The organism is Dermabacter vaginalis, assembly GCF_001678905.1.
GTDB lineage: Bacteria > Actinomycetota > Actinomycetes > Actinomycetales > Dermabacteraceae > Dermabacter > Dermabacter vaginalis.
Window position 1 is genome coordinate 1987144 of the sequence record NZ_CP012117.1, and the last position, 22590, is coordinate 2009733.

At 63.5% G+C, this 22590-nt stretch carries 16 protein-coding genes and 4 tRNA genes; 11 read left to right on the plus strand and 9 right to left on the minus strand.

Features of this window, described 5'->3' with window-relative positions; all coding sequences use genetic code 11:
- Window positions 1-17: 17 nt before the first annotated feature.
- The 4 genes from DAD186_RS08760 (at window position 18) to DAD186_RS08775 (ending at window position 6384) form a co-directional block, all read left to right on the plus strand.
- Window positions 18-908: a carbohydrate ABC transporter permease gene (locus DAD186_RS08760; protein WP_065248341.1), complete on the plus strand. Its 891-nt coding sequence runs from the start codon at window positions 18-20 to the stop codon at window positions 906-908.
- A gap of 1 nt (window position 909) precedes the next feature.
- Window positions 910-1779, plus strand: coding sequence for a carbohydrate ABC transporter permease (locus DAD186_RS08765; protein ID WP_065248342.1), 870 nt, complete (start codon window positions 910-912; stop codon window positions 1777-1779).
- A gap of 32 nt (window positions 1780-1811) precedes the next feature.
- Window positions 1812-4994: a glycoside hydrolase family 2 TIM barrel-domain containing protein gene (locus DAD186_RS08770; RefSeq protein ID WP_065248343.1), complete on the plus strand. Its 3183-nt coding sequence runs from the start codon at window positions 1812-1814 to the stop codon at window positions 4992-4994.
- A 655-nt stretch (window positions 4995-5649) separates the two neighbouring features.
- The gene (locus tag DAD186_RS08775) at window positions 5650-6384 is read left to right on the plus strand and encodes a DUF8175 domain-containg protein (protein WP_157457123.1); all 735 of its coding nucleotides are present in this window, start codon (window positions 5650-5652) and stop codon (window positions 6382-6384) included.
- A gap of 491 nt (window positions 6385-6875) precedes the next feature.
- Here the strand turns inward: DAD186_RS08775 and nrdE are convergent, their stop codons facing one another.
- From nrdE to DAD186_RS08795, 4 genes are all read right to left on the minus strand, one after another.
- Window positions 6876-9011, minus strand: coding sequence for a class 1b ribonucleoside-diphosphate reductase subunit alpha (gene nrdE / locus DAD186_RS08780; RefSeq protein WP_065248345.1), 2136 nt, complete (start codon window positions 9009-9011; stop codon window positions 6876-6878).
- 5 nt (window positions 9012-9016) lie between these two features.
- Window positions 9017-9424: a class Ib ribonucleoside-diphosphate reductase assembly flavoprotein NrdI gene (gene nrdI, locus DAD186_RS08785; RefSeq protein ID WP_065248346.1), complete on the minus strand. Its 408-nt coding sequence runs from the start codon at window positions 9422-9424 to the stop codon at window positions 9017-9019.
- Window positions 9425-9450: 26 nt separating this feature from the next.
- A complete protein-coding gene (nrdH, locus tag DAD186_RS08790) occupies window positions 9451-9708 on the minus strand; it encodes a glutaredoxin-like protein NrdH (protein WP_065248823.1) in 258 nt (85 codons plus the stop codon).
- A gap of 391 nt (window positions 9709-10099) precedes the next feature.
- Window positions 10100-11509, minus strand: coding sequence for a Gfo/Idh/MocA family protein (locus DAD186_RS08795; protein ID WP_065248347.1), 1410 nt, complete (start codon window positions 11507-11509; stop codon window positions 10100-10102).
- Between the two features lie 186 nt (window positions 11510-11695).
- Here DAD186_RS08795 and DAD186_RS08800 point away from each other — a divergent pair, with 186 nt between their 5' ends.
- Together DAD186_RS08800 and DAD186_RS08805 are read left to right on the plus strand one after the other, a co-directional pair.
- Entirely contained in the window at window positions 11696-12364 is a 669-nt protein-coding gene (locus DAD186_RS08800) for a lysophospholipid acyltransferase family protein (protein ID WP_065248348.1), read from the plus strand.
- 12 nt (window positions 12365-12376) lie between these two features.
- Window positions 12377-12769 (plus strand): universal stress protein, encoded by a 393-nt coding sequence (locus DAD186_RS08805; protein WP_065248349.1) that lies wholly within the window; start codon window positions 12377-12379, stop codon window positions 12767-12769.
- On the opposite strand, the gene DAD186_RS08810 is transcribed toward DAD186_RS08805, so the two are convergent.
- From DAD186_RS08810 to DAD186_RS08820, 3 genes are all read right to left on the minus strand, one after another.
- On the minus strand, window positions 12766-13119 hold the full coding sequence (locus DAD186_RS08810) for a metallopeptidase family protein (protein WP_065248350.1): 354 nt from the start codon (window positions 13117-13119) through the stop codon (window positions 12766-12768). The genes DAD186_RS08805 and DAD186_RS08810 overlap by 4 nt on opposite strands.
- 94 nt (window positions 13120-13213) lie before the next feature.
- Window positions 13214-14701: a catalase gene (locus DAD186_RS08815; protein WP_065248351.1), complete on the minus strand. Its 1488-nt coding sequence runs from the start codon at window positions 14699-14701 to the stop codon at window positions 13214-13216.
- A 251-nt stretch (window positions 14702-14952) separates the two neighbouring features.
- A tRNA-Glu gene (locus tag DAD186_RS08820) sits at window positions 14953-15025 on the minus strand.
- A gap of 127 nt (window positions 15026-15152) precedes the next feature.
- On the opposite strand from DAD186_RS08820, the gene DAD186_RS08825 reads away from it, so the two are divergent.
- Together DAD186_RS08825 and DAD186_RS08830 are read left to right on the plus strand one after the other, a co-directional pair.
- On the plus strand, window positions 15153-16880 hold the full coding sequence (locus DAD186_RS08825; RefSeq protein ID WP_065248352.1) for an alpha/beta hydrolase: 1728 nt from the start codon (window positions 15153-15155) through the stop codon (window positions 16878-16880).
- Between the two features lie 139 nt (window positions 16881-17019).
- A tRNA-Thr gene (locus tag DAD186_RS08830) sits at window positions 17020-17095 on the plus strand.
- Window positions 17096-17478: 383 nt separating this feature from the next.
- Here the strand turns inward: DAD186_RS08830 and DAD186_RS08835 are convergent.
- Window positions 17479-18690 carry a winged helix DNA-binding domain-containing protein gene (locus DAD186_RS08835; protein WP_065248353.1) on the minus strand — a complete coding sequence of 404 codons (1212 nt, stop codon included), beginning with the start codon at window positions 18688-18690 and terminating at the stop codon, window positions 17479-17481.
- A 124-nt stretch (window positions 18691-18814) separates the two neighbouring features.
- On the opposite strand from DAD186_RS08835, the gene DAD186_RS08840 reads away from it, so the two are divergent.
- The gene (locus tag DAD186_RS08840) at window positions 18815-19426 is read left to right on the plus strand and encodes a biotin transporter BioY (protein ID WP_065248354.1); all 612 of its coding nucleotides are present in this window, start codon (window positions 18815-18817) and stop codon (window positions 19424-19426) included.
- Between the two features lie 8 nt (window positions 19427-19434).
- Here the strand turns inward: DAD186_RS08840 and hrpB are convergent, their stop codons facing one another.
- Window positions 19435-22110 (minus strand): ATP-dependent helicase HrpB, encoded by a 2676-nt coding sequence (hrpB, locus tag DAD186_RS08845; protein ID WP_236886241.1) that lies wholly within the window; start codon window positions 22108-22110, stop codon window positions 19435-19437.
- A gap of 130 nt (window positions 22111-22240) precedes the next feature.
- On the opposite strand from hrpB, the gene DAD186_RS08850 reads away from it, so the two are divergent.
- Window positions 22241-22314 (plus strand) — tRNA-Asp (locus DAD186_RS08850).
- 175 nt (window positions 22315-22489) lie between these two features.
- Window positions 22490-22562 (plus strand) — tRNA-Phe (locus DAD186_RS08855).
- Window positions 22563-22590 lie beyond the last annotated feature (28 nt).

Consider the following 22590-nt stretch of genomic DNA (forward strand, 5'->3'; position numbering starts at 1 on the left):
TATCCAAGGAGCGAGTCGTGTCCAAAAAGATCGGACCGCTAGCCAAGCTGCACGGTAAAGATAAATTCACCGTGATCGCGATGAGCGTCATCCCGCTCGTGATCGTCGGCGTTTTCGTGTGGATTCCCGCCCTATGCACCGTGATCCTGTCCTTCAGCAACTGGGACGGCATCGGCGGCCTCGGCGACATTCATTTCGTTGGCATCCAGAACTACATCGACATGTTCACGATCTACCCGCCGTTCTGGCCGGCGCTGTGGCACAACGTCGTGTGGCTCCTCGTGCTGTTCTTCATCTTCACTCCGCTCGGGATGTTCCTCGCGGTGCTGCTCGATAAGGAACTGAAGCTCACGAAGTTCTACCAAACCTCGGTGTATCTTCCGGTCGTGCTTTCGGCCGCCCTCATCGGCTTCATCTGGCAGCTCATGTACAGCCGCGACCAGGGCTTCATTAACGCCATCCTCGGCACGCAGATCGACTGGTACGGCGACCCGAACATCAACCTGTATGCCGCGATCATCGCGAACGGTTGGCGTCACGTCGGCTACATCATGCTGCTCTACTTAGCGGGCCTCAAGGGCGTAGACCCAGCCCTCAAGGAAGCAGCCGCCCTCGATGGCGCGAGCCCCACTCGCACGTTCTTCCAGATCATCTTCCCGGTGCTGCGCCCCGTGAACATCCTCTTGCTCGTCATCACGTTCATCGAGGGTCTTCGCGCGTTCGACATCGTGTGGATCATCAACAAGGGCCGCAACGGCCTCGAGCTCATCTCGACCCTCGTGACCTCGAACGTCGTGGGCGAGGCCAGCCGCATCGGCTTCGGTAGTGCGCTCGCCACGATCATGCTCATCATGAGCTCGATCTTTATCGTGATTCAGCTGCGCATCATGTTCAAGGGAGAGAACTGACATGACCCCGAAGAAAAAGAATCTCACCGTCTCGAGGGCGTTTCTCAACGTCTTCCTTATGATCGTCGCACTCGCGTGGCTGTTCCCGCTCCTGTGGGCGCTGTTCAACTCGTTCCGCGACTACGGCTACACGAGCCAGCACGGCTATTTCAGCTTCGGCGGTTTCACGCTCGACAATTTCGTGAACGCGTGGGAGCAGGGCGGCTTCACTCAGTCGTTCCTCAACTCGCTCATCATCACGTTCTTCGCGGTCGTGTTCACCCTCGCGCTGAGCTCGTGCATGGCGTTCGTTCTCGCGCGCTTCTCGTTCAAGTTCAACCTTGCGATGCTCGCGTTCTTCGTGGCCGCGAACCTGCTCCCGCCGCAGTCGCTTCTCGTGCCGGTCTACCGCATGTTCATGTGGATTCCGATCCCCGAGTTCCTCTCAGCCTCGGGCTCGCTCCTCGACACCCACCTCGGCGTCATCATCGTGAACACGGCGTTCCAAACCGGCTTTTGCACGTTCGTTCTCGCGAACTACATGAAGGCCATCCCGGCGGAAATCTACGAAGCGGCCGACGTGGACGGCGCCTCGGTGTGGTCGCAGTTCTGGACGCTCACGATCCCGCTGTGCCGCACCCCGCTCGCCGCCCTCGCGACGCTGCAAACGGCCTGGATCTACAACGAATTCTTCTGGGCTACGGTGTTGCTGCAAAAGGGCGATAAATTCCCCGTCACGAGCTCCCTGAATAACCTCAAGGGCTCGTTCTTCACCGACTACAACCTGCTCTCGGCGGGCTCGATCATCGCGGCCCTGCCCATCTTGATCCTGTTCTTCGTTCTGCAGCGTCAGTTCGTCTCGGGCCTCACGATGGGCTCGACCAAGGGCTAAGATTCTCGACCGCCACAACAAAGGAGTTTTCCATGAGCACCCTTTCCGAGATCACCTCCTACTCCCCCGGCTCGGGCACGCGGATCTCGCCGCGCAGCCACCTCTCCACTACCGCTGAGGCCATGAGCCTCGCGGGCACGTGGAAGTTCGCCTACTCGCGCAGCGCCGAGGGCGCGGGAGAATCAGCTCCGACGGTGGACTTCGACGACTCGAGCTGGGACGACATCACCGTGCCCTCGCACTGGGTTCTCACCGGCGGCGGCGAATACGGCGACTTCGGTAAATATGGCGCCCCGGCCTACCAGAACGTACAGTTCCCGTTCCCCGTCGAAGCCCCGAATGTTCCCGACGACAACCCGACGGGCGACTACCGCACCCGCTTCACGCTGAGCGCTGACACGATCGCGGACATCGAGAAGGGCACGCGCGTATACCTGCGCACCCTCGGCATCGAGTCGCTCGCGATCATCAGCCTCAACGGCGAGCGAGCGGGCGTTGTGCGCGGCTCGCGCCTCACGCAGGAACTCGACGTCACGGACCTCGTCGTCGAAGGCGAGAACGTGCTGCACGTGCGCGTGCACCAGTGGTCCTCGAATACCTACCTCGAGGACCAGGACCAGTGGTGGCTGCCCGGCATTTACCGCGACGTCGAGCTGCTGTTCCGCCCCGCCGCGGGCATCGAAGACGCGTGGCTGCGCGCCGATTTCAACCCGAAGAACGGCCCCGCCGCTCCCGGCCCCGGCACGCTCATTCCGGAGATCCGCGCGGAAGAGGCGGCATTCCCCGTTACGGTCGCGATCGACGAGCTTGGAATTTCGGAAACGTTTGAAAGCTCGGCAGCCGTCGGACCCATCGCCATCCCTGAAGTGGAGCCGTGGAGTGCGGATAGCCCGCGCCTGTACACCGCGACCGTGTCAAACGCCGCCGAGACCCTGACGCTCCGCACGGGCTTCAGGCGCGTCGAGATCGTGGGCCACGAGTGGCGCGTGAACGGGAAGAAGCTGCGCCTTCGCGGCGTCAATCGTCACGAATACGATCCGAAACTCGGCCGCGTGTGGGATCGCGAGAAAGCGCGCGAGGGGCTGCTGCTCATGAAGCGCCATAACGTGAATGCGATTCGCACCTCGCACTACCCGCCGCACCCCGAACTGTTCGACCTCGCCGATGAACTGGGCTTTTGGGTCATGGACGAGTGTGATTACGAAGCGCACGGCTTCCTTGGCGAAAACTGGCGGGATGTTCCCGCGAACGATCCGCGCTGGCGGGATGCACTTCTTGATCGCGTCGAGCGGTTCTTCGAGCGCGACAAGAACCACCCGTCGATCATCTCGTGGTCGCTCGGCAACGAGGGCCACACCGGCGCGAACATGGCGCAGATGGCGAACTGGCTGCGCCGCCGCGACCCGGAGCGCCCCGTGCACTACGAACAGGACTACGACGGGCAGTACACCGATCTCGTCTCACGCATGTATCCGCCGATCGAAGCGATGCACGAAATGGCCCTAGGGCGCGGGAAGTTCGGCGGCACCATTCCGGGCCGCAACGCGGAGCTCGCGAAACGCCCCATGATCCTGTGCGAGTACGTGCACGCGATGGGTAACGGCCCGGGCGGCATCACGGAATACGAAGAAATCTTCGACACCTACCCCCAGTGGCACGGCGGCTTCGTGTGGGAGTGGCGCGATCACGGCATCGCCGCGCGCACCGCTGGCGGAACCGAGTTCTACGGCTACGGCGGCGATTTCGGCGAGCAGGTCCACGACTCGTCGTTCGTGTGCGATGGCCTCGTGCTTTCCTCGGGTGAGGCAACTCCGGGGCTCGTCGAGTTCGGCGCAATCGTGAGCCCGATCAAGCTCGAGTTCGATCTCGCTATGGAGGGCGATACCGAGCGGGCCCTCGATGGCGACTTCGAGGATGTCATCATCACCGCGGCGTACGTCCAGGACCTCCGCCACGCCGGCGATCTCACCGACTTCGTGTTTGAGGTCATCGATGAGGTCGACGGCCGCGAAGTGCTGCGTCGCGAATGCCCCGTCGAAAAGGTTTCCGCAAACGGCTGGAAGAGCTACGCCGGCGAGCTGACCCTTCCACCCTTCGCCGAGGGGTACGAGGGCGAACTTTCGGGCGAGAAGTTCCGCACGATCCGCGCGGTTCTGCGCGAGAGCACCGCGTGGGCCGACGCCGGCCACGAAGTGGCGTTCACGCAGGTCCCGGTCGAGGATACGACCAGGATTGTGGTGCCGTCGCATCCGGCTGCGCTTCGCACAACGGCGAGCGGCGAGACAGGCGCGCAGGTCGAGCAGGTGCAGGATTCCGACGCTTCCTTCGCCCTCGGCGATGCCCACTTCGATCCGCGCACGGGCGACCTCGTGAAGCTCGGAAGCCTCGATCTCGCTGGCCCTCAGCTCCGCCTGTTCCGCGCCCCCACCGAGAACGATTCGCTCGGTGACTTCGGCTCATACATCCTCGCCGACCCGGCCGAGACGACCGGCTCGGGAACCCAGGCCCCGCCCACCGCGGCGCTGTGGCGAGAGATCGGCATCGATAAGCTCGAGCGCCGTGTCATTGGCGTGTGGCTTGACGAGCATGAGGTCCGCGCCGTGCACCGCTACAGCACGCCTGCCGGCCGCGCTTACGTCGATCTCGACCTCACGTGGCGCCTCGAGGACGCTTCAAGCAACGCTAAGGGCAACGCCTCGCGCGTTCTTCGGTTGTATGCCGACGCCGCACCTTCGGCGAACTGGGAGTACGTGTGGGGGCGCCTCGGCCTCGAGTTCACGGCGCCGCTCGGCGCTGGGGAAGCCTCGTGGTTCGGCTCGGGCCCGCTCGAGAACTACGTCGATTCGTGCCGCGCGGCGCGCATTGGCCGTTTCTCGATGCCCGTCTCGGATCTGAATGTCGAGTACGCGGTTCCGCAGGAGTCGGGCTACCGCCCAGGGTTGCGCGAGCTTCAGCTTTCGGGTCTTGGGCTCACCGTCCGCACGGATGCCGTCGGACCCCACCGCGAACGGCCTGGCTTCCAGGTGCGTGAGCACTCGATCGAGCAGATCACGAAGGCTCGCCACCCGCACGAGCTCGGCACACCGGAGAAGACGCACCTCATTTTCGATGTGGCGCAGCACGGCCTCGGTTCGCGCTCGTGCGGCCCGGACGTGAGGCCCGAGTACCAGCTGCGCCCGCGTTCGGGTTCCTGGTCGCTCGCGTTCGAGGTGTAACCGCCCACTAGCTGAGGGCCCCTGCCGCGGCAGGGGCCCTCTTTTGAGGTTGGGGCCCTGGCTCACACCACGGCCAATTTTCCCCTGGCCTGATCCCCCTTGCCCTCTTTGCCAGCTCCCCTGGCCTGATCCCTCTTACCTCTTTGCTGGCTCCTCAGGTCGGACCCCGTCCCTCTCCCCTCTCCTCCCTTACCTCTTTGCTAGCTCCCCTGGTCGGTCCCCCGCCCTTTCCCCTCTCCTCCCCGCCCCTTTTCTTTTTCTCCCGCAGCAAAGTGGTGAAAAACGGCCGCCTCGCGTCGAGAATCGACCCCCTGACGCGGGTTTTCACCACTTTCGGGAAAGGAGAACCTGCAGATCCAGCAACTACTGGTCCAACAAAGCCAGAAAAGGCTGGTGCAGCTGGTATCCGGTGGCACCCAAGCCTCAGCAACGGCCGCCCAAGGATTTCATCCCGCCTGAGGCGGTTGGTTGTCGCCGTAGATCGCTCGCTCGCGAACGTTTCGCACCTCAAAAATTAGATGAGTTCTTGAAACGACTGACATAACTGGACTGACACGGCAAGATGGATCGCAGAGCAAGCGGTTAGGGGATCCGCTCGCTGACTCATTCTCCGCGCGAAGGGACGCAGACGATGAAGCAACGCAAGAGACTGAAAGTGGCAGCAAGCGTAAGCGCCCTTGGCCTCGTGATGGCGCTCGGCGCCTGCTCTGGGGAGAAAAAGCCTGAAACGCCAACCGTTCAGCCGGCTCCCACGGGACAGGGACAGGGGCAGACACAGCCTTCTGACGGCGAGGGGAACAAGGACACAACTTCCGCACCGTCTGAGGACACAGCCTCGTCGGGCAGCGACGGCATCAACACTGGCTGCTCTCTGCCCGACGGGGACCAAAAAATCCCCAACTCCGCACCACCCGTAGACGAATGGGTCGACGTGAACGGCACCGGGGTCCCCACTTCCAAGACTTACGGGCCTGAAAAGCGCGAAGGTGATCTCTTCGGCTGCTACGCCCACTCACCAACCGGCGCACTCTTTGCGATGGTCTACTTTGGAGCAGCATCAGGGAAACCCGAAGGGTTCCTCGATGCTTGGGTAACTCCTGAGGATCTCGCGACTATCCCAGAAAACCGTCGAGGTTCGAGCGGTGACAGTGGCGTGACATTAACGCTTCGTGGATTCCGTTTCAGCTCGGCAACCCAAGACAAGGTCACCGCGGACCTAGCCTGGCACGTCACGACAGATGAGGGGCAAAACGCCACTATGGTTTCTCGCATCATTATGAAGTGGAGTGGCGACCACTGGACAATGGACCCCGAAATGGGTGACACGCCAGTTACGAGGGCACCAGCAAACCTCGATGGGTTCACCTTGTGGAGTGCCGGTAACAGCTAGCAGCGGCGTCGCAAACTGTTTTCTACTTCCCTGAACACCCCTCTGCATCCTCGCTCTATGCCCTCCTTGGTTCCTCTCTCCCTCTCTCACCGCAGCAAAGTGGTGAAAAACGGCCGCCTCGCGTCGAGAATCGACCCCCTAACGCGGGTTTTCACCACTTTCGTGAGATGCGAGGAGCAGGAAGAGGCGGCAGGAGGAGGGGGGAGGAAAGGGCCGGTGCAGCTTGGATTCCGACGGTTGCTTAGGCACTGCTGAGGCCAAGGAAGGAAGCTGCATACCGCGGTGCGGCAGGATTCCGACGGCACTCGGCCCCCAACTGCGCCCCCGCTCGCACTTAGCAAAGCGCTCCGCCCACCTCAGTGGTGGACGGGGCGCCGTGCTTAGGTGTAGAAAACCGACCGGGCAAGCCCGCGACGGAGTCACAACGTCGTTTTTCTACACCCTGGAATGAGTGGGGCAGGCTGCGAAGAGCTCCGCACGCAGCTCCTCGGTTAGAGCATGCAGCTCACGCAGCCCTCAACTTCCGTGCCCTGGAGCGCCATCTGACGCAAACGGATGTAGTAGAGGGTCTTGATGCCCTTACGCCACGCGTAGATCTGTGCCTTGTTCACATCGCGAGTCGTCGCCGTATCCGGGAAGAACAACGTGAGCGAGAGGCCCTGATCCACGTGCTGCGTCGCCTCGGCGTACGTGTCGATGATCTTCTCGTAGCCGATCTCGTACGCATCCTCGTAGAACTCGAGGTTGTCGTTCGTCATGTACGGCGCCGGGTAGTAAACGCGGCCGATCTTGCCTTCCTTGCGGATCTCGATCTTGGACACGATCGGGTGGATCGAGCTCGTCGAGTGGTTGATGTAGGAGATCGAACCGGTGGGCGGAACGGCCTGCAGGTACGCGTTGTACATGCCGTGTTCCTTCACCTCGGCAGCGAGGGCCTTCCAGTCCTCCTGCGTGGGCAGGTGAATGCTCGAGTTCTCGAAGATCTCGCGGACGCGCTGAGTCTTCGGTTCCCACACGCCGTTGATGTACTTCTCGAAGTATTCGCCGCTCGCGTACTTCGAATCCTCGAAGCCCAGGAAGGTTTCGCCGCGCTCCTGCGCGATCTTGGTCGACGCCTTAATGCACTGGTACACAACCGCGTAGAAGTACATGTTCGTGAAGTCGAGACCCTCCTCGCTTCCGTAGTGAATCGACTCGCGCGCGAGGAATCCGTGAAGGTTCATCTGGCCAAGGCCGATCGCGTGGGAGGCCTTGTTGCCGTTCGCGATGGTCGGCACCGAGGAGATGTCGGAGGAATCCGAGACTGCCGTAAGTGCACGGATCGCCGTCTCGATCGTCTTTTCGAAGTCGGGCGAGTCCACGGCCTTCGCAATGTTGAGCGAGCCGAGGTTGCACGAAATGTCGCGACCGAGCGTCTCATAGGAGAGGTCGGCGTTCATGGTCGACGGGGTCGAGATCTGGAGAATTTCCGAGCACAGGTTCGAGTGGGTCACCTTCGCGCCGCCGATCGGGTTCGCGCGGTTCACGGTGTCCTCGAACATGATGTATGGGTAGCCCGATTCAAACTGGATCTCCGCGAGCACCTGGAAGAAGTCGCGTGCGCGGATCTTCTTCTTCGCGATGCGGTGGTCGTCCACCATTTCGCGGTACTTCTCGCTCACGTTGATGTCGGCAAACGGCTTGCCGTACACGCGCTCGACGTCGTACGGCGAGAACAGGTACATGGGCTCGTTGTTCTTCGCGAGCTCGAACGTGATGTCGGGGATGACGACGCCGAGGGAGAGGGTCTTGATGCGGATCTTCTCATCGGCATTCTCGCGCTTCGTGTCAAGGAAGCGGAGGATATCGGGGTGGTGCGCGTGGAGGTACACGGCACCGGCACCCTGGCGTGCACCGAGCTGGTTCGCGTAGCTGAACGAATCCTCGAGGAGCTTCATCACGGGGATGACGCCCGACGACTGGTTCTCGATCTGCTTGATGGGTGCGCCGTGCTCGCGGAGGTTCGAGAGCAAGAGGGCCACGCCGCCACCGCGCTTGGAAAGCTGAAGCGCGGAGTTGATCGAGCGGCCGATTGACTCCATGTTGTCTTCGATGCGCAGAAGGAAGCACGACACGAGCTCGCCACGCTGCGCCTTGCCCGCGTTGAGGAAGGTCGGGGTCGCGGGCTGGAAGCGACCATCGAGAACCTCGTCGACGATGCGCTCGGCGAGGGCCTGATCGCCAGCGGCGAGGGTCAGGGCCACCATGCACACGCGATCCTCGAAACGTTCGAGGTAGCGCTTGCCGTCAAAGGTCTTGAGTGTGTACGACGTGTAGTACTTGAACGCGCCGAGGAAGGTGGGGAAGCGGAACTTCTTCGCGTACGCGCGCTTATAGAGCGACTTGATGAAGTCGAAGCTGTACTGGTCGAGAACGTGCTTCTCGTAGTACTCCTTCTCCACGAGATAGTCGAGCTTCTCCTGCAGCGTGTGGAAGAAGACCGTGTTCTGGTTGACGTGCTGGAGGAAGTATTCGCGGGCCGCCTCGCGGTCCTTGTCGAACTGGATCTTGCCGTCCGCGTCGTACAGGTTCAACATGGCGTTGAGCGCGTGATAATCCATCGCCTTGTTGTGCTCGTAGCCCGGCATCTCGGTTAGCTCTGCCAAAACCGTTCCAACCCTTCTTTGACTGTGGTGACATCCCTCGATGTCCCAAGGAGCTCAAACTTGTAGAGGTGCGGCACGTTGCATTTGCGGGCGATGATGTCGCCGGCGATGCAGTATGCCTCGCCAAAGTTCGTGTTCCCTCCCGAGATCACGCCTTTGATGTGTGCGCGGTTGCGCTTGTCGTTGAGGAAGTGAATGACCTGCTTGGGGACCGCTCCCCCGGTATTGCCGCCACCATAGGTGGGCACCATGAGCACGAAGTCTTCGTCCATGACGAGCGGATCTTCGGTGCGACGCAACGGGATTCGCGCGACGCTTGACTCGGGAAGCTCAAGCTTCTCGATGAAACGCTTGGTGTTCTCCGAAACGGACGAAAAATAAACAAGCTTGCTCATGGTGCACGGTCACGACGCTTAACTGCTTAGAGGCTTGCCGCCTGGCGAAGTTCGCTCGCCTGCGCGGTGAGAGCCTTGATCTTGTCGGGGCGGAAGCCCGACCAGGAGTCGTTCGAGGTGGTCACCACAGGTGCCTGCATGAAGCCGAGTGACTTGAGGTGCGAGAGAGCCGCGGCGTCCTCGGTGATGTCCACGAGCGTGTACTCGAGACCAGCCTTGTTGAGGGCGCGCTTGGTGGCGTCGCACTGGACGCACATGGGCTTGGTGTAGACGGTGATCTCCATGAGAGGCCTTTCAAACTTCGCGGTGTTCTTCGTGTTCGCGGGGGACGCAAAACCTCGATGCAAGGCTGCGCGAACCAACGGACTCAACACTACACCTAGTGGCAGATCGATGGGAACACCACAAGATGTACTGAATTACACGAATGTGATGTGGATGGCGTGTGGACACGCTGTGACCTCATGTGAACGCACAGTGAACAGCGATGGCGTTATCCACGAACCATGCACGTCGCAGGCACGAGGCGCGGTGGATGGAGTTGTGGAAAAGTTGTGTTCGACGGTGAATTTCTGGTGTTTTCCACGACGACTTGGGGACGGAAGCTCGCGCCACCGTCCCCAAAAAATCCTTGTGTGATTCACACCCTTCGGCGTGTCGCACCGTGACCGAAGGCTACGCCTCGCTGGGCTCGTTCCCGCTTGCGTTCTTCGCCTCGCTGCGCTCCGCCTGCACGGGCGCGCTCTGCTCGGAGATCTCGACCTCGCCCTCCTCGGCACCTTTCGAGCTCACGGCCGCGAACTCGCCCTCGGCCGGCTCGGGCGCACTCACGATCGGGGTCTCCGTGAGCGGGTTCTCGGCAACGACGGTGCTCCCCTCGCGCGCCTCAGCCCCGTGGCCGCGGCTCTCCTGCTCGGCTCCCGCACCCTCGCTCTCGGGCTCGGGCTCGGGCTCGGCGTTAATGTCGCGCCCCTCCACAAGGGCGAGCTCGCCAAGAACAGCTCTCGCCACCTCGAGATCCTCGAGCGCCTCGGTGAGCCCGTACGAAGGCTCCTTCCCCTTCGCCGCAAACGCATAGAACGCTTCGTGGAGGCCGTAGGCGGGCGAAAATTCCGAAAGGCGCTCGCTCGTGACAATCGCGCCGTCAGACTTCTGCGTGAACGTGAAGGATCCTCGCGTATCGAGATCGGCGGTGTGAGGAAGCTCCACGCGCCCCTGCCGGCGATTCGTGACGAAACGAATCGCGTCGTGGAACTCCGGCGCGAACGGCAGGTAGTGCCACACGAGACGCACATGCACGCCCTTCTCGAGCGCACCGAGCACCTCGATCGAGCCGGGGATCACCTGCTCGGGCCAGTGCCGCACGCCGTGCAGTTCCACGAGCGGACCGTAGGTCGAGCGCAAGAGCGCGAGTTGGGCGAGCAGGCCCGTAAGCAGGCCCTTGACGTAGATATCGCGGTCGCGCTGATTCGCGCCGGGTCCCGCGCCTTTCTCCACTGCCTCTTTGAGGCTTTCGCGGCGCGCAATGCGCTGCTCCGAGGGCAAGTCGTAGGCCGCGGAGGTCACGTGGTGTTTACCGTGCATCACGGAGCTCGCCGGCATGAGCGTCTCAAACTCGAGGCTGCGCAGGTCGCGTGCCTGGTTCTCGTCCACAAGGAGCCGCACCGACGAGTCATAAAGCGCACCGTAGGCAAGCATCACGAGCGGGCGGCCAGCCATCCGCTCGAACTCAGCAATCGCCTGGAGCTCTTCCGTTCCATACGCGACGGGTGGCTCAACGAGAACGGGAATGCCACGCTTGATGATCTGGAGGATGTCCTCACCCTTCACGCCATCGGCACTAAAGACAACCGCATCAAGCTCAACGTCCTTGCTGCGCACGGCTGCCATGAGATCCTTGACGCTCCCATAGCGCCGCTTTTCGTCCATGCCCCATTTTTCGGCCGCCTCGCGCAGCCTGCGCGGCGAAACATCCACGACGGCGCTGAGGTGGAAGCGATCGTGGCGGCGCTGCAGCATCGGCAGGTGCACCGCTTGCGCGCACGTCCCGAGCCCCACAACGGCAACGTTAATTTTCGAGGGCATGAGCGAAATCCTTCCGGTCGTGGCGGGGTGCACCGTGCGAAAAGGGTTCCGACGCCTGCCGGGCAACCGTCGGACCCCCATCCATTAAACACGCGGGCCCGCATTAGGAACTGCACCAGCAAGCGATTACGCTGAGAAATATGTGCGATGCGCACGTGCGAGAGAGCTAGCCGAAGGAGCAGGCCGGTGTTTTACAAAACCGCCCACAGACTCGTCGCGCCGATCATCAAAGCGTGGTGGCGGCCGAAGGTCACGGGACTTGAGAACGTTCCCGAAACCGGCCCCGTGATTATTGCGGCGAACCACCACGCGAATGTTGATTCCTTTCTCGTGCCCGTCGTGTTCAATCGCAAGGTGCGCTACATCATCAAGGCCGACTTTTGGCACAAGACCGGCCTCACCGCCCGCATCAAGCAGCGCTTCTTTGAGGCGGTGGGCTCGATTCCCGTGGAGCGCGGCACCCTGAAGTCCGCGCACGGTTCCCTCGAGAAGGCTCGCCAGGTGCTCGAGGAGGGCGGAGTGTTCGCGATCTACCCCGAGGGCACTCGCTCGAAAACCGGCAAGCTCGGCCGCGGCCGCACCGGTATCGCGTGGCTGGAAGAAAAAACGAGCGCGCCCGTCATCCCCGTGGGGCTCGTGGGTACCGAAAAACTTTTCGTACCTGGCAAGACCCTCCCCCGCCCGCGGCGCGCAAAGCTCGAGGTGCGCATCGGCACGCCCATCGACTTCAGCGACATCGATCGCTCGCTGCCCGAAAACCGCAGGCGCCGCGCCATCACGGATCGGGTGATGGAGGAAATCCAGAAACTCAGCGGGCAAGAACGCGAAACGCCCCAGCCGAAAACCGAACACTGAAGGAGATCAACGGTGAGCATCCTCGTGGCCTACATTCCCACTCCGAAAGGCGAAGCGGCGCTCGAAGCCGCGATCGAGCGCGCCATGCAGTTCGGCACCGCGCTGCGCCTCGTCAATGTCGTGCGCGACTCGGTCGAATCGGATCCGCGCCACGCGAGCGCCGAGCAGCTCTCCTTCGCGGAGCAGACGGCCCGCCGCGCGGGCGTGCGCGACGTTAATTCTCGCACCAGGCACATCGACGAAGGCGACGAGGTTGCCCACGCGATCATGAGCGAGATCGAGGAAACGGGCGCGGACACCCTCGTGCTCGGGGCCCGCTTCGGCGGCACGGACGACCCTCGCTACCTCGGCAACACCATTCAAACGGTGATCGCGGACTCCCCCGCGGATGTATTGATCGTCTAGCCCCAGCCGAGTTCGTGAAGGCGATCCTCTTCGATGCCGAAGAGGTGGCCGATCTCGTGGAGCACCGTCACGCGGATCTGCGCCTCGAGGTCTTCGCGGCTCGACGCCATACGCGTGAGTGGCCCGCGAAAAATCACGATGCGGCCCGGCTCGAGGAAGCCGTCGTAGTGGCCGCGTTCCGTGAGGGGCACGCCATCGAATACCCCCAGTATCTCCTCGCCGCCCTCCGGTTCCTCCTCTACGAGGATTACCGTGTTTGAGTCGGCGACCTGCGCCGCGACTTCAAGAGGGAGGGAGTCGAGCGCGTCGTCGACCGAAGCTTCGAAGTCTTCGCGGCTCATGGGGTCCATGCCCCAAGAATTCCAAAGCGCCTTCGTGGAGGCAAGCGTCGGCCCCGCCCCCACCGAGCGTGGCAGGAACGGGGCCGAGCGTTTCAGCTATGCGTTACTGGAGGCTGCCGGGAACCTCGTCCGCGCCCGCATTCGCCTTGACGGCCTTCTCGATGCGCTCGCCGATCTCCTGGTCAACGTTCTTCCAGTACTCGAATGCGCGCGAGAGCACGGGCTCGATCACGCCGTCGAGGGCACCTGCGACGGTGTTCACGAACTCCTCGCGCTCCTCGTCGCTAAACACCTCGCGCACGAGAGTGCCGGCCTGACCAAAGTCGTCGTCCTCCGCGTGGAGGGTGTACGCGGCGCGCACCATGTCGCCGTCGCTCTCCCAGCCGTTGTCGACCGGGCCCTGCTCATCCTGGTACGCACGACCGAACGAGTTCGGGGCGTACACGGGAGCATCGCCCGAGTGGAAGAACTCCATCGCCCCTTCCTTCGAGTAGGTGTTCTGGTCGTTCACCGGGCGGTTCACGGGCAGCTGGTTGTAGTTCGTGCCGAGGCGGTTGCGCTGCGCATCCGGGTAGGAGAACACGCGGCCAAGCAGCATCTTGTCGGGCGAGAAGCCGATGCCCGGAACGAGGTTCGACGGGCTGAACGCCGTCTGTTCGATCTGCGCGAAGTGGTTCACGGGGTTCTGGTTGAGCTCGAACTCGCCCACCTTGATGAGCGGGTAGTCCTTCTTCGACCAGGTCTTCGTGAGGTCGAACGGGTTGAAGCGGTAGGTCTTCGCATCCTCGTAGGGCATGATCTGCACGGAGACATCCCACTTCGGGAACTCACCGTTCTTGATCGCGTCGAAGAGGTCCTTGCGGTGAGCATCGGCATCCTCGCCCGCAATGCGGGTCGCCTCCTCATTCGAGAGGTACTCCACGCCCTGCTGGGTGTGGAAGTGGTACTTGACCCACGACTTCTCGCCAGCCTCGTTCACCCACATGTAGGTGTGCGAGCTGTAGCCGTTCATGTGGCGCCAGGTCTTCGGAAGACCACGCGGACCCATGAGGTACGCGACCTGGTGGGCGCTCTCCGGCGAGAGGGTCCAGAAATCCCACTGCATCGTCGCATCGCGCAGGCCCGAATCGGGAAGGCGCTTCTGCGAGTGAATGAAGTCGGGGAACTTCATGGGGTCACGGAGGAAGAAGATCGGCGTGTTGTTGCCAACGATGTCGTAGTTGCCCTCCTCCGTGTAGAACTTGAGCGCGAACCCGCGCACGTCGCGCCACGTGTCGGGCGAGCCGAGCTCACCGGCCACGGTCGAGAAGCGGGCGAGCATCGGAGTCTTCTGACCCTTCTGGAAAAGCTTCGCCTTCGTGCACTTCGAGACATCCTCGGTCACGCGGAGCTCACCGAACGCGCCCGAACCCTTCGCGTGAGGGCTGCGCTCGGGAATGCGCTCGCGGTCAAAACGCGCGAGCTTCTCTACGAGGTTCACATCATGGAGAAGGATGGGGCCGTTCGCACCAACGCTCAGCGAGTGAGCATCGGATTCACGCACGGCACCGGCTTCATTCGTGCTCGGAAGGTTCGGATCAAAAGTGCTCATTCTTCTTCCTGTCCTTATCTCGTGGGGGGAGGAATCAAGGGGCGATCTCCCCCGCTTCGTTGTGGAGGGATCACACTTGTCAACACTACCTGCGCTCCTTGAGCACACTCGCAAAGTCCGCGCGAGGGAGGTGGGCAGGCGTCGGACCCTTCGAGCGCGCCCTCGCGGTTGCGCCAACCCCGCGCGTATGCCCTCACAGCACCACCGCAAAAAAGAAAACCGCCCGCCATAATGGCGGGCGGTTTTTGCTGTACCCCGTACGGGATTCGAACCCGTGTTGCCGGCGTGAAAGGCAGGTGTCCTAGGCCGCTAGACGAACGGGGCGGGCAGAAATACTCTACCCACCTCGGCGGCCAAACGCCAACTGGGAGAGTCTGACGGTGATGCACGGCACCGCGTGGTTGAATGAGGGGAGCCATTTTGCCCTCTCAACAATCCGCGAGGTCCCTTCGTGACACCTATCCGCCACTCCCGCTTCAGTGTGCGTGCGCGTGCTGCCGCCGCCGTTAGTGCCCTCACCCTTGCCGCGCTCTCCCTCAGTGGGTGCGGGGCCCTCATACAAGCGGGCCAACAAGCGTCATCTGGCTCAAACGGCACCGCCGCCACGGCCAGCAGCACCTTCGAAAAGGACGCCGAAGCAGCGCTCAAGGACCTCGAGGGGACCACGAGCAAAGCCTTCGGAACCGACGGCATGGAACCCCTTGGGACGATCGCCCCCGTCGTTGAATCCGCGGCCTATGATCTCGGTGCCGATCCGGCAGAGGACGAGCGCTGGGCGAAGTTCTACGACCAACGCGCCGAGTGGGGCGAATGTGAACGCGCCGAGTACAAGGCTGCCGAGTGCGCCACGATCGATGTTCCCCTCAAATGGAATGATCCCGAAGGCGCGACCCTCTCGCTCCTGCTCACGCGCCTGCCCGCCAAGGCCGACAAGCCTCGGGGCTCACTTCTCGTCAACCCCGGCGGCCCGGGCGGCTCGGGTGCCGAACACGTCGCCGCTTACGGCTCCATGCAGATCAGCCCCGGCGTTCTCGAACAGTACAACGTGATCGGTTTCGATCCGCGCGGCGTGAAGGATTCCGACGGTATCCAGTGCCTCGATGATGCTGAAACCGACAAGATGCTCTCGACCGACCTTCCCGACACCGAAGAAGGCGTACAAAAGGCAAAAGAATGGTCTGACAAGCTCGCCAAGGCCTGCGGCGAGAAGTCCGGTGACCGGCTCCAGTACGTCGATACGTACTCCGCGGCGCGCGACATGGACGTGATCCGTTCAGCCGTCGACTCCGAAAAGCTCGACTACCTCGGCTTCTCCTACGGCACGTACCTCGGCGCGACCTACGCCGAGATGTACCCCAAGCGCACGGGACACCTCATCCTCGACGGCGCTCTCGATCCGTCGCTCACCATGAACGAAATTGTGGCGGGTCAAGCCGAGGGCTTCGAAAACGCCGTGAAGGACTTCGTGACATGGTGCCAGACCGAGCGCGACAGCTGCCCCCTCACGGGCAGTGTTGATGAGGGCGTCCAGCAGCTTCGCGACTTCATGAAAGACGCCGGGAAGAACCCCATTCCCACGGCAAGCGGCCGCAAGCTCAACGAGACCCTCGCCTCAACGGCGATCCTCACCGCTCTCTACAGCAACGAGACCTGGGAATACGTCGCCCTCGGGATCGAAAGCGCCAAGGCCAACAACTCCGCCGACGTTCTCCTCATGCTCGCCGACCTCGCCAACGAGCGCGAAGAAGACGGCTCATTCAAGTCCAACAGCACGTTTGCGAACCCCGCCGTGAACTGCCTCGACCACGTGGGCGTGACCGACAAGGAGTGGCTCAAGAAGGAAGGCGATCGCCTCGCCAAGAAGTACCCCACATTCGGCCCCTCCCTCGGCAGCGAAGAGGACGGCTGCGCAAACTGGCCCGCGAAGGCCGTGCGCTACCCCGCAAAGATCAACGCCAAGGGCTCGAGCACGATCGTGGTGATCGGCACCACGGGCGACCCCGCAACCCCGTACGCGTGGGCTGAATCCCTCAACAAGCAGCTTGACAACTCCGTGCTCCTCACCTGGAAAGGCTTCGGGCACACCGCCTACGGCCGCTCGGGTGGCTGCATCGAGGAAATGGTCGACGCCTACCTCCTCGAGGACAAGGTCCCGGACGACGGCGCGAAATGTGAGTAGAAACTGAGCCCGGGTCAGCGGGGCGGCATGCACGTCGCCCCGCACGAGATGTGACCGGTCCATCACCGGCACAGTTTGGCACCCGGGCCGTTTCTCCCGTAAAGTTGTGGTTCGTGCGCGACGCGTGAGCGACGCACACGCCTCCTTAGCTCAGTCGGTAGAGCGATTCACTCGTAATGAATAGGTCGCCGGTTCGATTCCGGCAGGAGGCTCCACAAAAAACAGCCCCTGATCTGGCAAAACGCCAGGTCGGGGGTTGTTTATTTAACGTCGCGGGGGCGGGTTGTTGCCCTTCTTGTAACCCTTCTTGAAACAAACCCGCCACCAACCTATTCATTCCCCGGCCCCCGCCACTACAAACAACTCCCCCACCGCATCGCCGGGCACACATCGAAAGTGGTGAAAAATCGCCACCAGAACCGGAATTCCGGCGCGCAACGGCCATTTTTCACCACTTTCATGAAGGGGAAGGAGTAGTGGGGTGTGGGGAAAAGACCCGACTACCTGCGCCCACTCCCTTTTTCACGGGACCTTGGTACACCTTCCGCACACTCCACGCGGTGAGCTCCGACACCCCTACGCCGAGCGCGGGCGCCACCTACTGGTCGTGATGCGGAAATGCCGCGAAGGCTTTTTCAATGTCGCGCGAGGCCGCAGCGGAGAGTTCACCAAAGGCATCGACCGCGAGCGCCCGACCCCTCTTGCGCTTGACGGTGCGCCACAGGGCAACCATGCGCCCACCGCGCACGATTCCCCGCCGGAACACCCCGTTGTTTCCGGGCACGAGCAGCGCGTGCTCTTGTTCGGTCATGAGGGCGAGGCGGTCGGGGTATCCGAGCACGAGCTCGTCGAAACCGGGCAGCAGGAAGGTACCCCGAACGCGTGCGGCGGCAGAGCTGACCTCATCGGCAAGCCCCGCGCGACAGAACAGCGTCTCGCCTGCGGCGCCACTGCCCCATTCCTCGATTCCGTCGCCGATCTGGAGGGCAGCCGCGCGGATCTGGCGAAGCGGGAGTTTCGTCCACCACGCGAAATCGCGCAGCGTTGCGGGCCCATGACTTGCGAGGTAGCGCTCGAGCAGTGCCGCGGTTGCCGCCACTTTGTCTCCCCCGAAACACTCCTCGAGTCCAGCCCCCTTGGGGAGCCACGTCGCGGCGTCGGCGATTCGCTGTTCCGCGCCGTCGATCGGCCCGTAGATCAGGTGGCCGGATGCCATGAAGTAGGTGATGAGGTGGTAGCCGCGACCGCCGTCCGTCTCGATGCCGCCACTTTTCCACGCCTCGAGGAGGTCCGCCCGCGTCACACCTCGCACTTTCCCCGCGAGGAATTCGAGGGCGAGATTCAGCGCGTGCTCAACCTGGGCGTCGGAAAGATTGCGCGAGCGGCGGCGCCTTGCTTCCCATTCTCCCTTTTTCGCACACAGCTCGGTCATCCACCGCGCATCGCGGGCGGCCATGGCGAAAACGGTCCCTCGCATCGGGTAGCCGCGCACGATCTCGCCTGCGTCAAACGCGCGCAGTACTTCTCGCATGCGCGCGTCGCTCGGGAAAGCTTCGGGGGCCGACGCTTGCGGGGCCACCGTCGGAACCTGATCCTGGTCTGGTGCTTCACCGACCTTTTCCGCATCGAGCCGAAGGGCGATCGAGGAGAGCAGGCCGGGCAGATCCTGCCCCTGCATCGCGCCCATCGCGTGCACGAGATTCCCGGCGTTGCGGTGCCTCGGCAGGGCGAGTCCTTGTGCACTCAGGCGCGCATATATGAGGCGGGCGCGCTCGGTGCGAGTACTGGGGGCGAAGGATCGTGGCGGCATGATCTCACCCTATAGAGCGCCACATTCGCCCAGATTCAGGTGTAGGCGACCGCGCTCTTCTCCACCCTGATCGGCGGCGGGGCCTAGTATTGGGGCGGCCCTATTCGTGAGATGAAGGAGATTCATGACCACCGCTTCCGTTGCCGGCACTCGCCCCGTGCTTGCCGATTCGCTCGTCAAACACCGCACGCTGCTCACCGATCTCTCGCTCATCGTCGCGGGCGTTGTGGTCGTTGGTCTGCTCGCGCAGGTCACGATTCCGCTTCCGTATGTGCCGATCACGGGCCAGACCCTCGGCGTGATTCTCGTGGGCGCGGCACTCGGCTCGAAGCGCGGCGCGGCTTCACTCGCCACCTACCTCGTGGCGGGTCTTGCGGGCGCCCCGATTTTCGCGGACTTTGGCGGCGGCCCGGGCATGGTTCTCGAGCCGAGCTTCGGCTTCATCATCGGCTTTATCCCCTCGGCCTTTGTGGCGGGCTGGATGGCGGAGCGCGCGTGGGATCGCAAGTTCGCTCTCGCGCTTCTCGGTTTTATTGCCGCGAGCGCGTTGCCGTTCGTCGTGGGCGTGCCGTACATGGCGTGGGTGCTCAACTCGGTCATGGGCCTCGGCCTCGACTTCGCGGGCGTCATGAACGCGGGTCTCATCCCGTTCATTCCGGGTGGGATCGTGAAGGCCGCGATCGCCGCTGGGCTGATTCCTCTTGCCTGGAAGGGCGTGCGGGCACTCGAGAAGTAGCCCTGCCCCTAGTGCGGGCCGCGCCTGAGTGCGCGGTTCGTTTTCGCGGTCGCTTCGAACGCCATCGGGTCCTCGGGCCAGGGGTGTTTCGGGTAGCGGCCGCGCATTTCTTTGCGCACCTCGGCGTACGGCCCCGCCCAAAATGAGCGCAAGTCCTTCGTGATCGCGAGGGGTTTCCCACCGGGCGAGAGCAGCTCGATGAGCACGCTCACCCTGCCCTCGACGATGCGCGGTGTCTCTTCGAGCCCGAACATTTCCTGGAGCTTGACCTTGAGCCTCACGGGCGCCTCATCCGCGCCGCTCTCATCGGCGTGCGCAATCTGCTCGGCGCTCGGGTAGTCAAGGCGAATTTTGGAGTCCGACGGCACCTGGATTCTCTCGGGCGCGAGTTCTTCGAGTCGCGCGGCTTCGGGCCATGGGAGGGCGCGCTCGAGGATGGGGCGCATATCGATTGCGGAGGGGGCGATGGGGTGCTTTCGACCGATTCCCGCGAGCGCGTCGAGCTCGGGGCCCGCGAGTTCCTCGAGGCGGGCAAGGAGAGCGTTGTCGCTCACGTCGGGCCACGGTTCGCCGAGTTCGCGGTGAAGGAGCGCGAGGCGGGAGCGCAGGTTTGCGGCGCTCGCGCTCCACGTGAACATGCCGAGTCCGGCGCGTCGAATGCCCGCGAGAACAGCCTCTCGCGCACCTGCCCCCTCGGCTTTCGTGGGGGTTGAGGAAAAAACGATGCTGCCGAGCACTTTCACGCGGCGTGCTTTCGCACCGTGTTCGCCAAAGTGGATCTCGGTTCTCTCGCGCACGAGCGGTCCCGCGCACGCGAGGGCCTCCTCTTCGGTGAGGGGAGCCGCAGAGCGGATGATCGCGCCCGTGCCACGGGCAGCCTTCGCGTTCGAGCGTTGCAGCTCGGCAATCGCGATCCATTCGCCGAGGCCCTCATCGCTCGTGCCGGCGCGGGTCCCGCCCGCGGTTTCGTAGATTCCCGGTTCAATGCGCCGTGCGAGGCGCTCCGGGTAGGCGAGGCCCACGACGATTCCGGCGGCGTGCGCCGGATCGTTCGGGGCTTCGAGCGCCTCCAGTTCGCCACTCGCTTCGAGGCGCGAATCGCGTGCGTGGCGGCGAACAATGCGCGCGAAGCGATCGGCTTCTCGCGCAAGACGCTCACGCTGAATGCGCGGGCCCTCAACAAACTCACCACCGAGCGGGAGGGGCGCCTCAAGGGAGAGAGCCGCGACAGTGCGCGAGGCGGCGTCGGAACCCACGACCCGTGTGGAGGTGAGCAGCGCTCGGGCAAGGCGCGGGTCGGCGGGGATCGAGGCGAGCGTGCGGCCAAGTGGGGTAAGAGCGCCCTCGGCGTCGAGGGCGCCAAGCGCGACGAGGCTCGCATGCGCATCTGCGAGGGCGTCGGCCGGTGGCGCATCGGGAAGGCGAAGACCCGAGCCGCCGGGCGTTCCCCACGCGGCCATGAGAAGTGCCGTGTCCGTGAGGTCGGCGCTCGCGATCTCGGGGATGGTGAAGTCGCGCGCTCCCGCGTAGGCGAGGTCATCGAAAAGGCGGATGGCGAGGCCTGGCCCGAGGCGACCGGCACGACCGGCGCGCTGGGTCATGCTCGCACGCGAGGCCGTCACAGTCACGAGACCGCTCATCTTTCGCGCGGCATCGCGGCGCACCTCGCGGCTCAGCCCCGAATCCACGACGATGCGCACACCTGGCACGGTGAGCGACGACTCGGCGAGGTTCGTGGAGAAGATGATCCTGCGCGGCTCGCCGGCTCCGCGGCCCCGCACGATCCGATCCTGTTCACGCGCATCGATGCGGCCGTGAAGCTCGCAGACGTTGACCCGCGCGCCACGACGCGCGAGCAGATCCCGCGCCGCCGATGCCGCGTTTTCAACCTCCCACGCCCCCGGCAGGAACACGAGAACGTCGCTATCCGCGAGCTCGCCCGGCTCCTCAAGTGCCTCAACCGCCACCCGCGCGGTGTGCTCGAGGAACTCCCTTGAGACCCCGCGCTCGTTCATGCGCGAGGCGAAGGGCTCTCGGCGCGTCGCGACGGGAAATAGCGCCGTTGGTGAGTCGATCACCGGCACCGGTCCTGGCACCCCCTCCCCCATGAGACCCGCGAAGCGCTCGGCATCGAGGGTCGCCGAAAGCGCGAGAATCCTCAGATCTCCGCGCAGGTCGCGCACGTCGAGCGCGAAGGCAAGCGCGAGATCTGACTCAAGGGAGCGCTCATGCACCTCGTCGAGCACAATCGCCGACACATCCGCCAGCTCGGGATCCGAGAGAAGACGGCGCACAAGAACACCGGGCGTCACAAACTCCACGAGGGAGTCGCGCGTGAGCGTAGAGTCACCGCGCACCGAATAGGCGACGCGGTCGGCGAGCGCCGGGGTGGTCTGTGAGGCGAGGGCGCGAAGCCTGGATGCGCCGGCACGCGCGGCGACGCGCCGCGGCTGCGTGACGATCACGCGACCTGCGTCTTGCTCACCCGCGAGAGCGTTCGCAACGATGGGCGGCACGAGCGTCGTCTTGCCCGATCCCGGAGGCGCCTGGACGACCGCGCTCGCACCGGGCGACGCGATCGCCTCGGCGAGGTCGGCAGCGACACTCGCGAAGGCGAGATTCGCGCCGATTGCCTCAAGATCGAAGGCGGCTGATGAACCGTCGGACTGTGCTCTGCTCCTCACCCCATCCATTGTGCCAAGCACGCGAAGACCAGCGGAATCACGAATGTGACGAGCCTCTCCGCTCTCAGGTGGCATTTGGTGCACAGGGTGTGTAAAGTAATTCGAGTCGAAGCGAGAGCACGACAAAAAAGGCCCTGTAGCTCAGTTGGTTAGAGTGCCGCCCTGTCACGGCGGAGGTCGCCGGTTCAAGCCCGGTCAGGGTCGCAAAAGCGACAAGCCCCCTCGAGGAATCGAGGGGGTTTTTCCGTGTCTCGCACTGCCCTCACGCCACTCTTACAACTCGGTCACGCAAACGTGTCATACCTCTCCCCCGCTCGCACCGATTTCGCACACGCTCGCGGGCACTGGTAGGCTGTTCGCTGTTCCTTCTGGAACATTCGGCTCTGTAGCTCAGTTGGTAGAGCGTTCGACTGAAAATCGAGAGGTCACGGGATCGACGCCCGTCGGAGCCACAGCAATCCCCCGCCGGGTCGTCCCGGG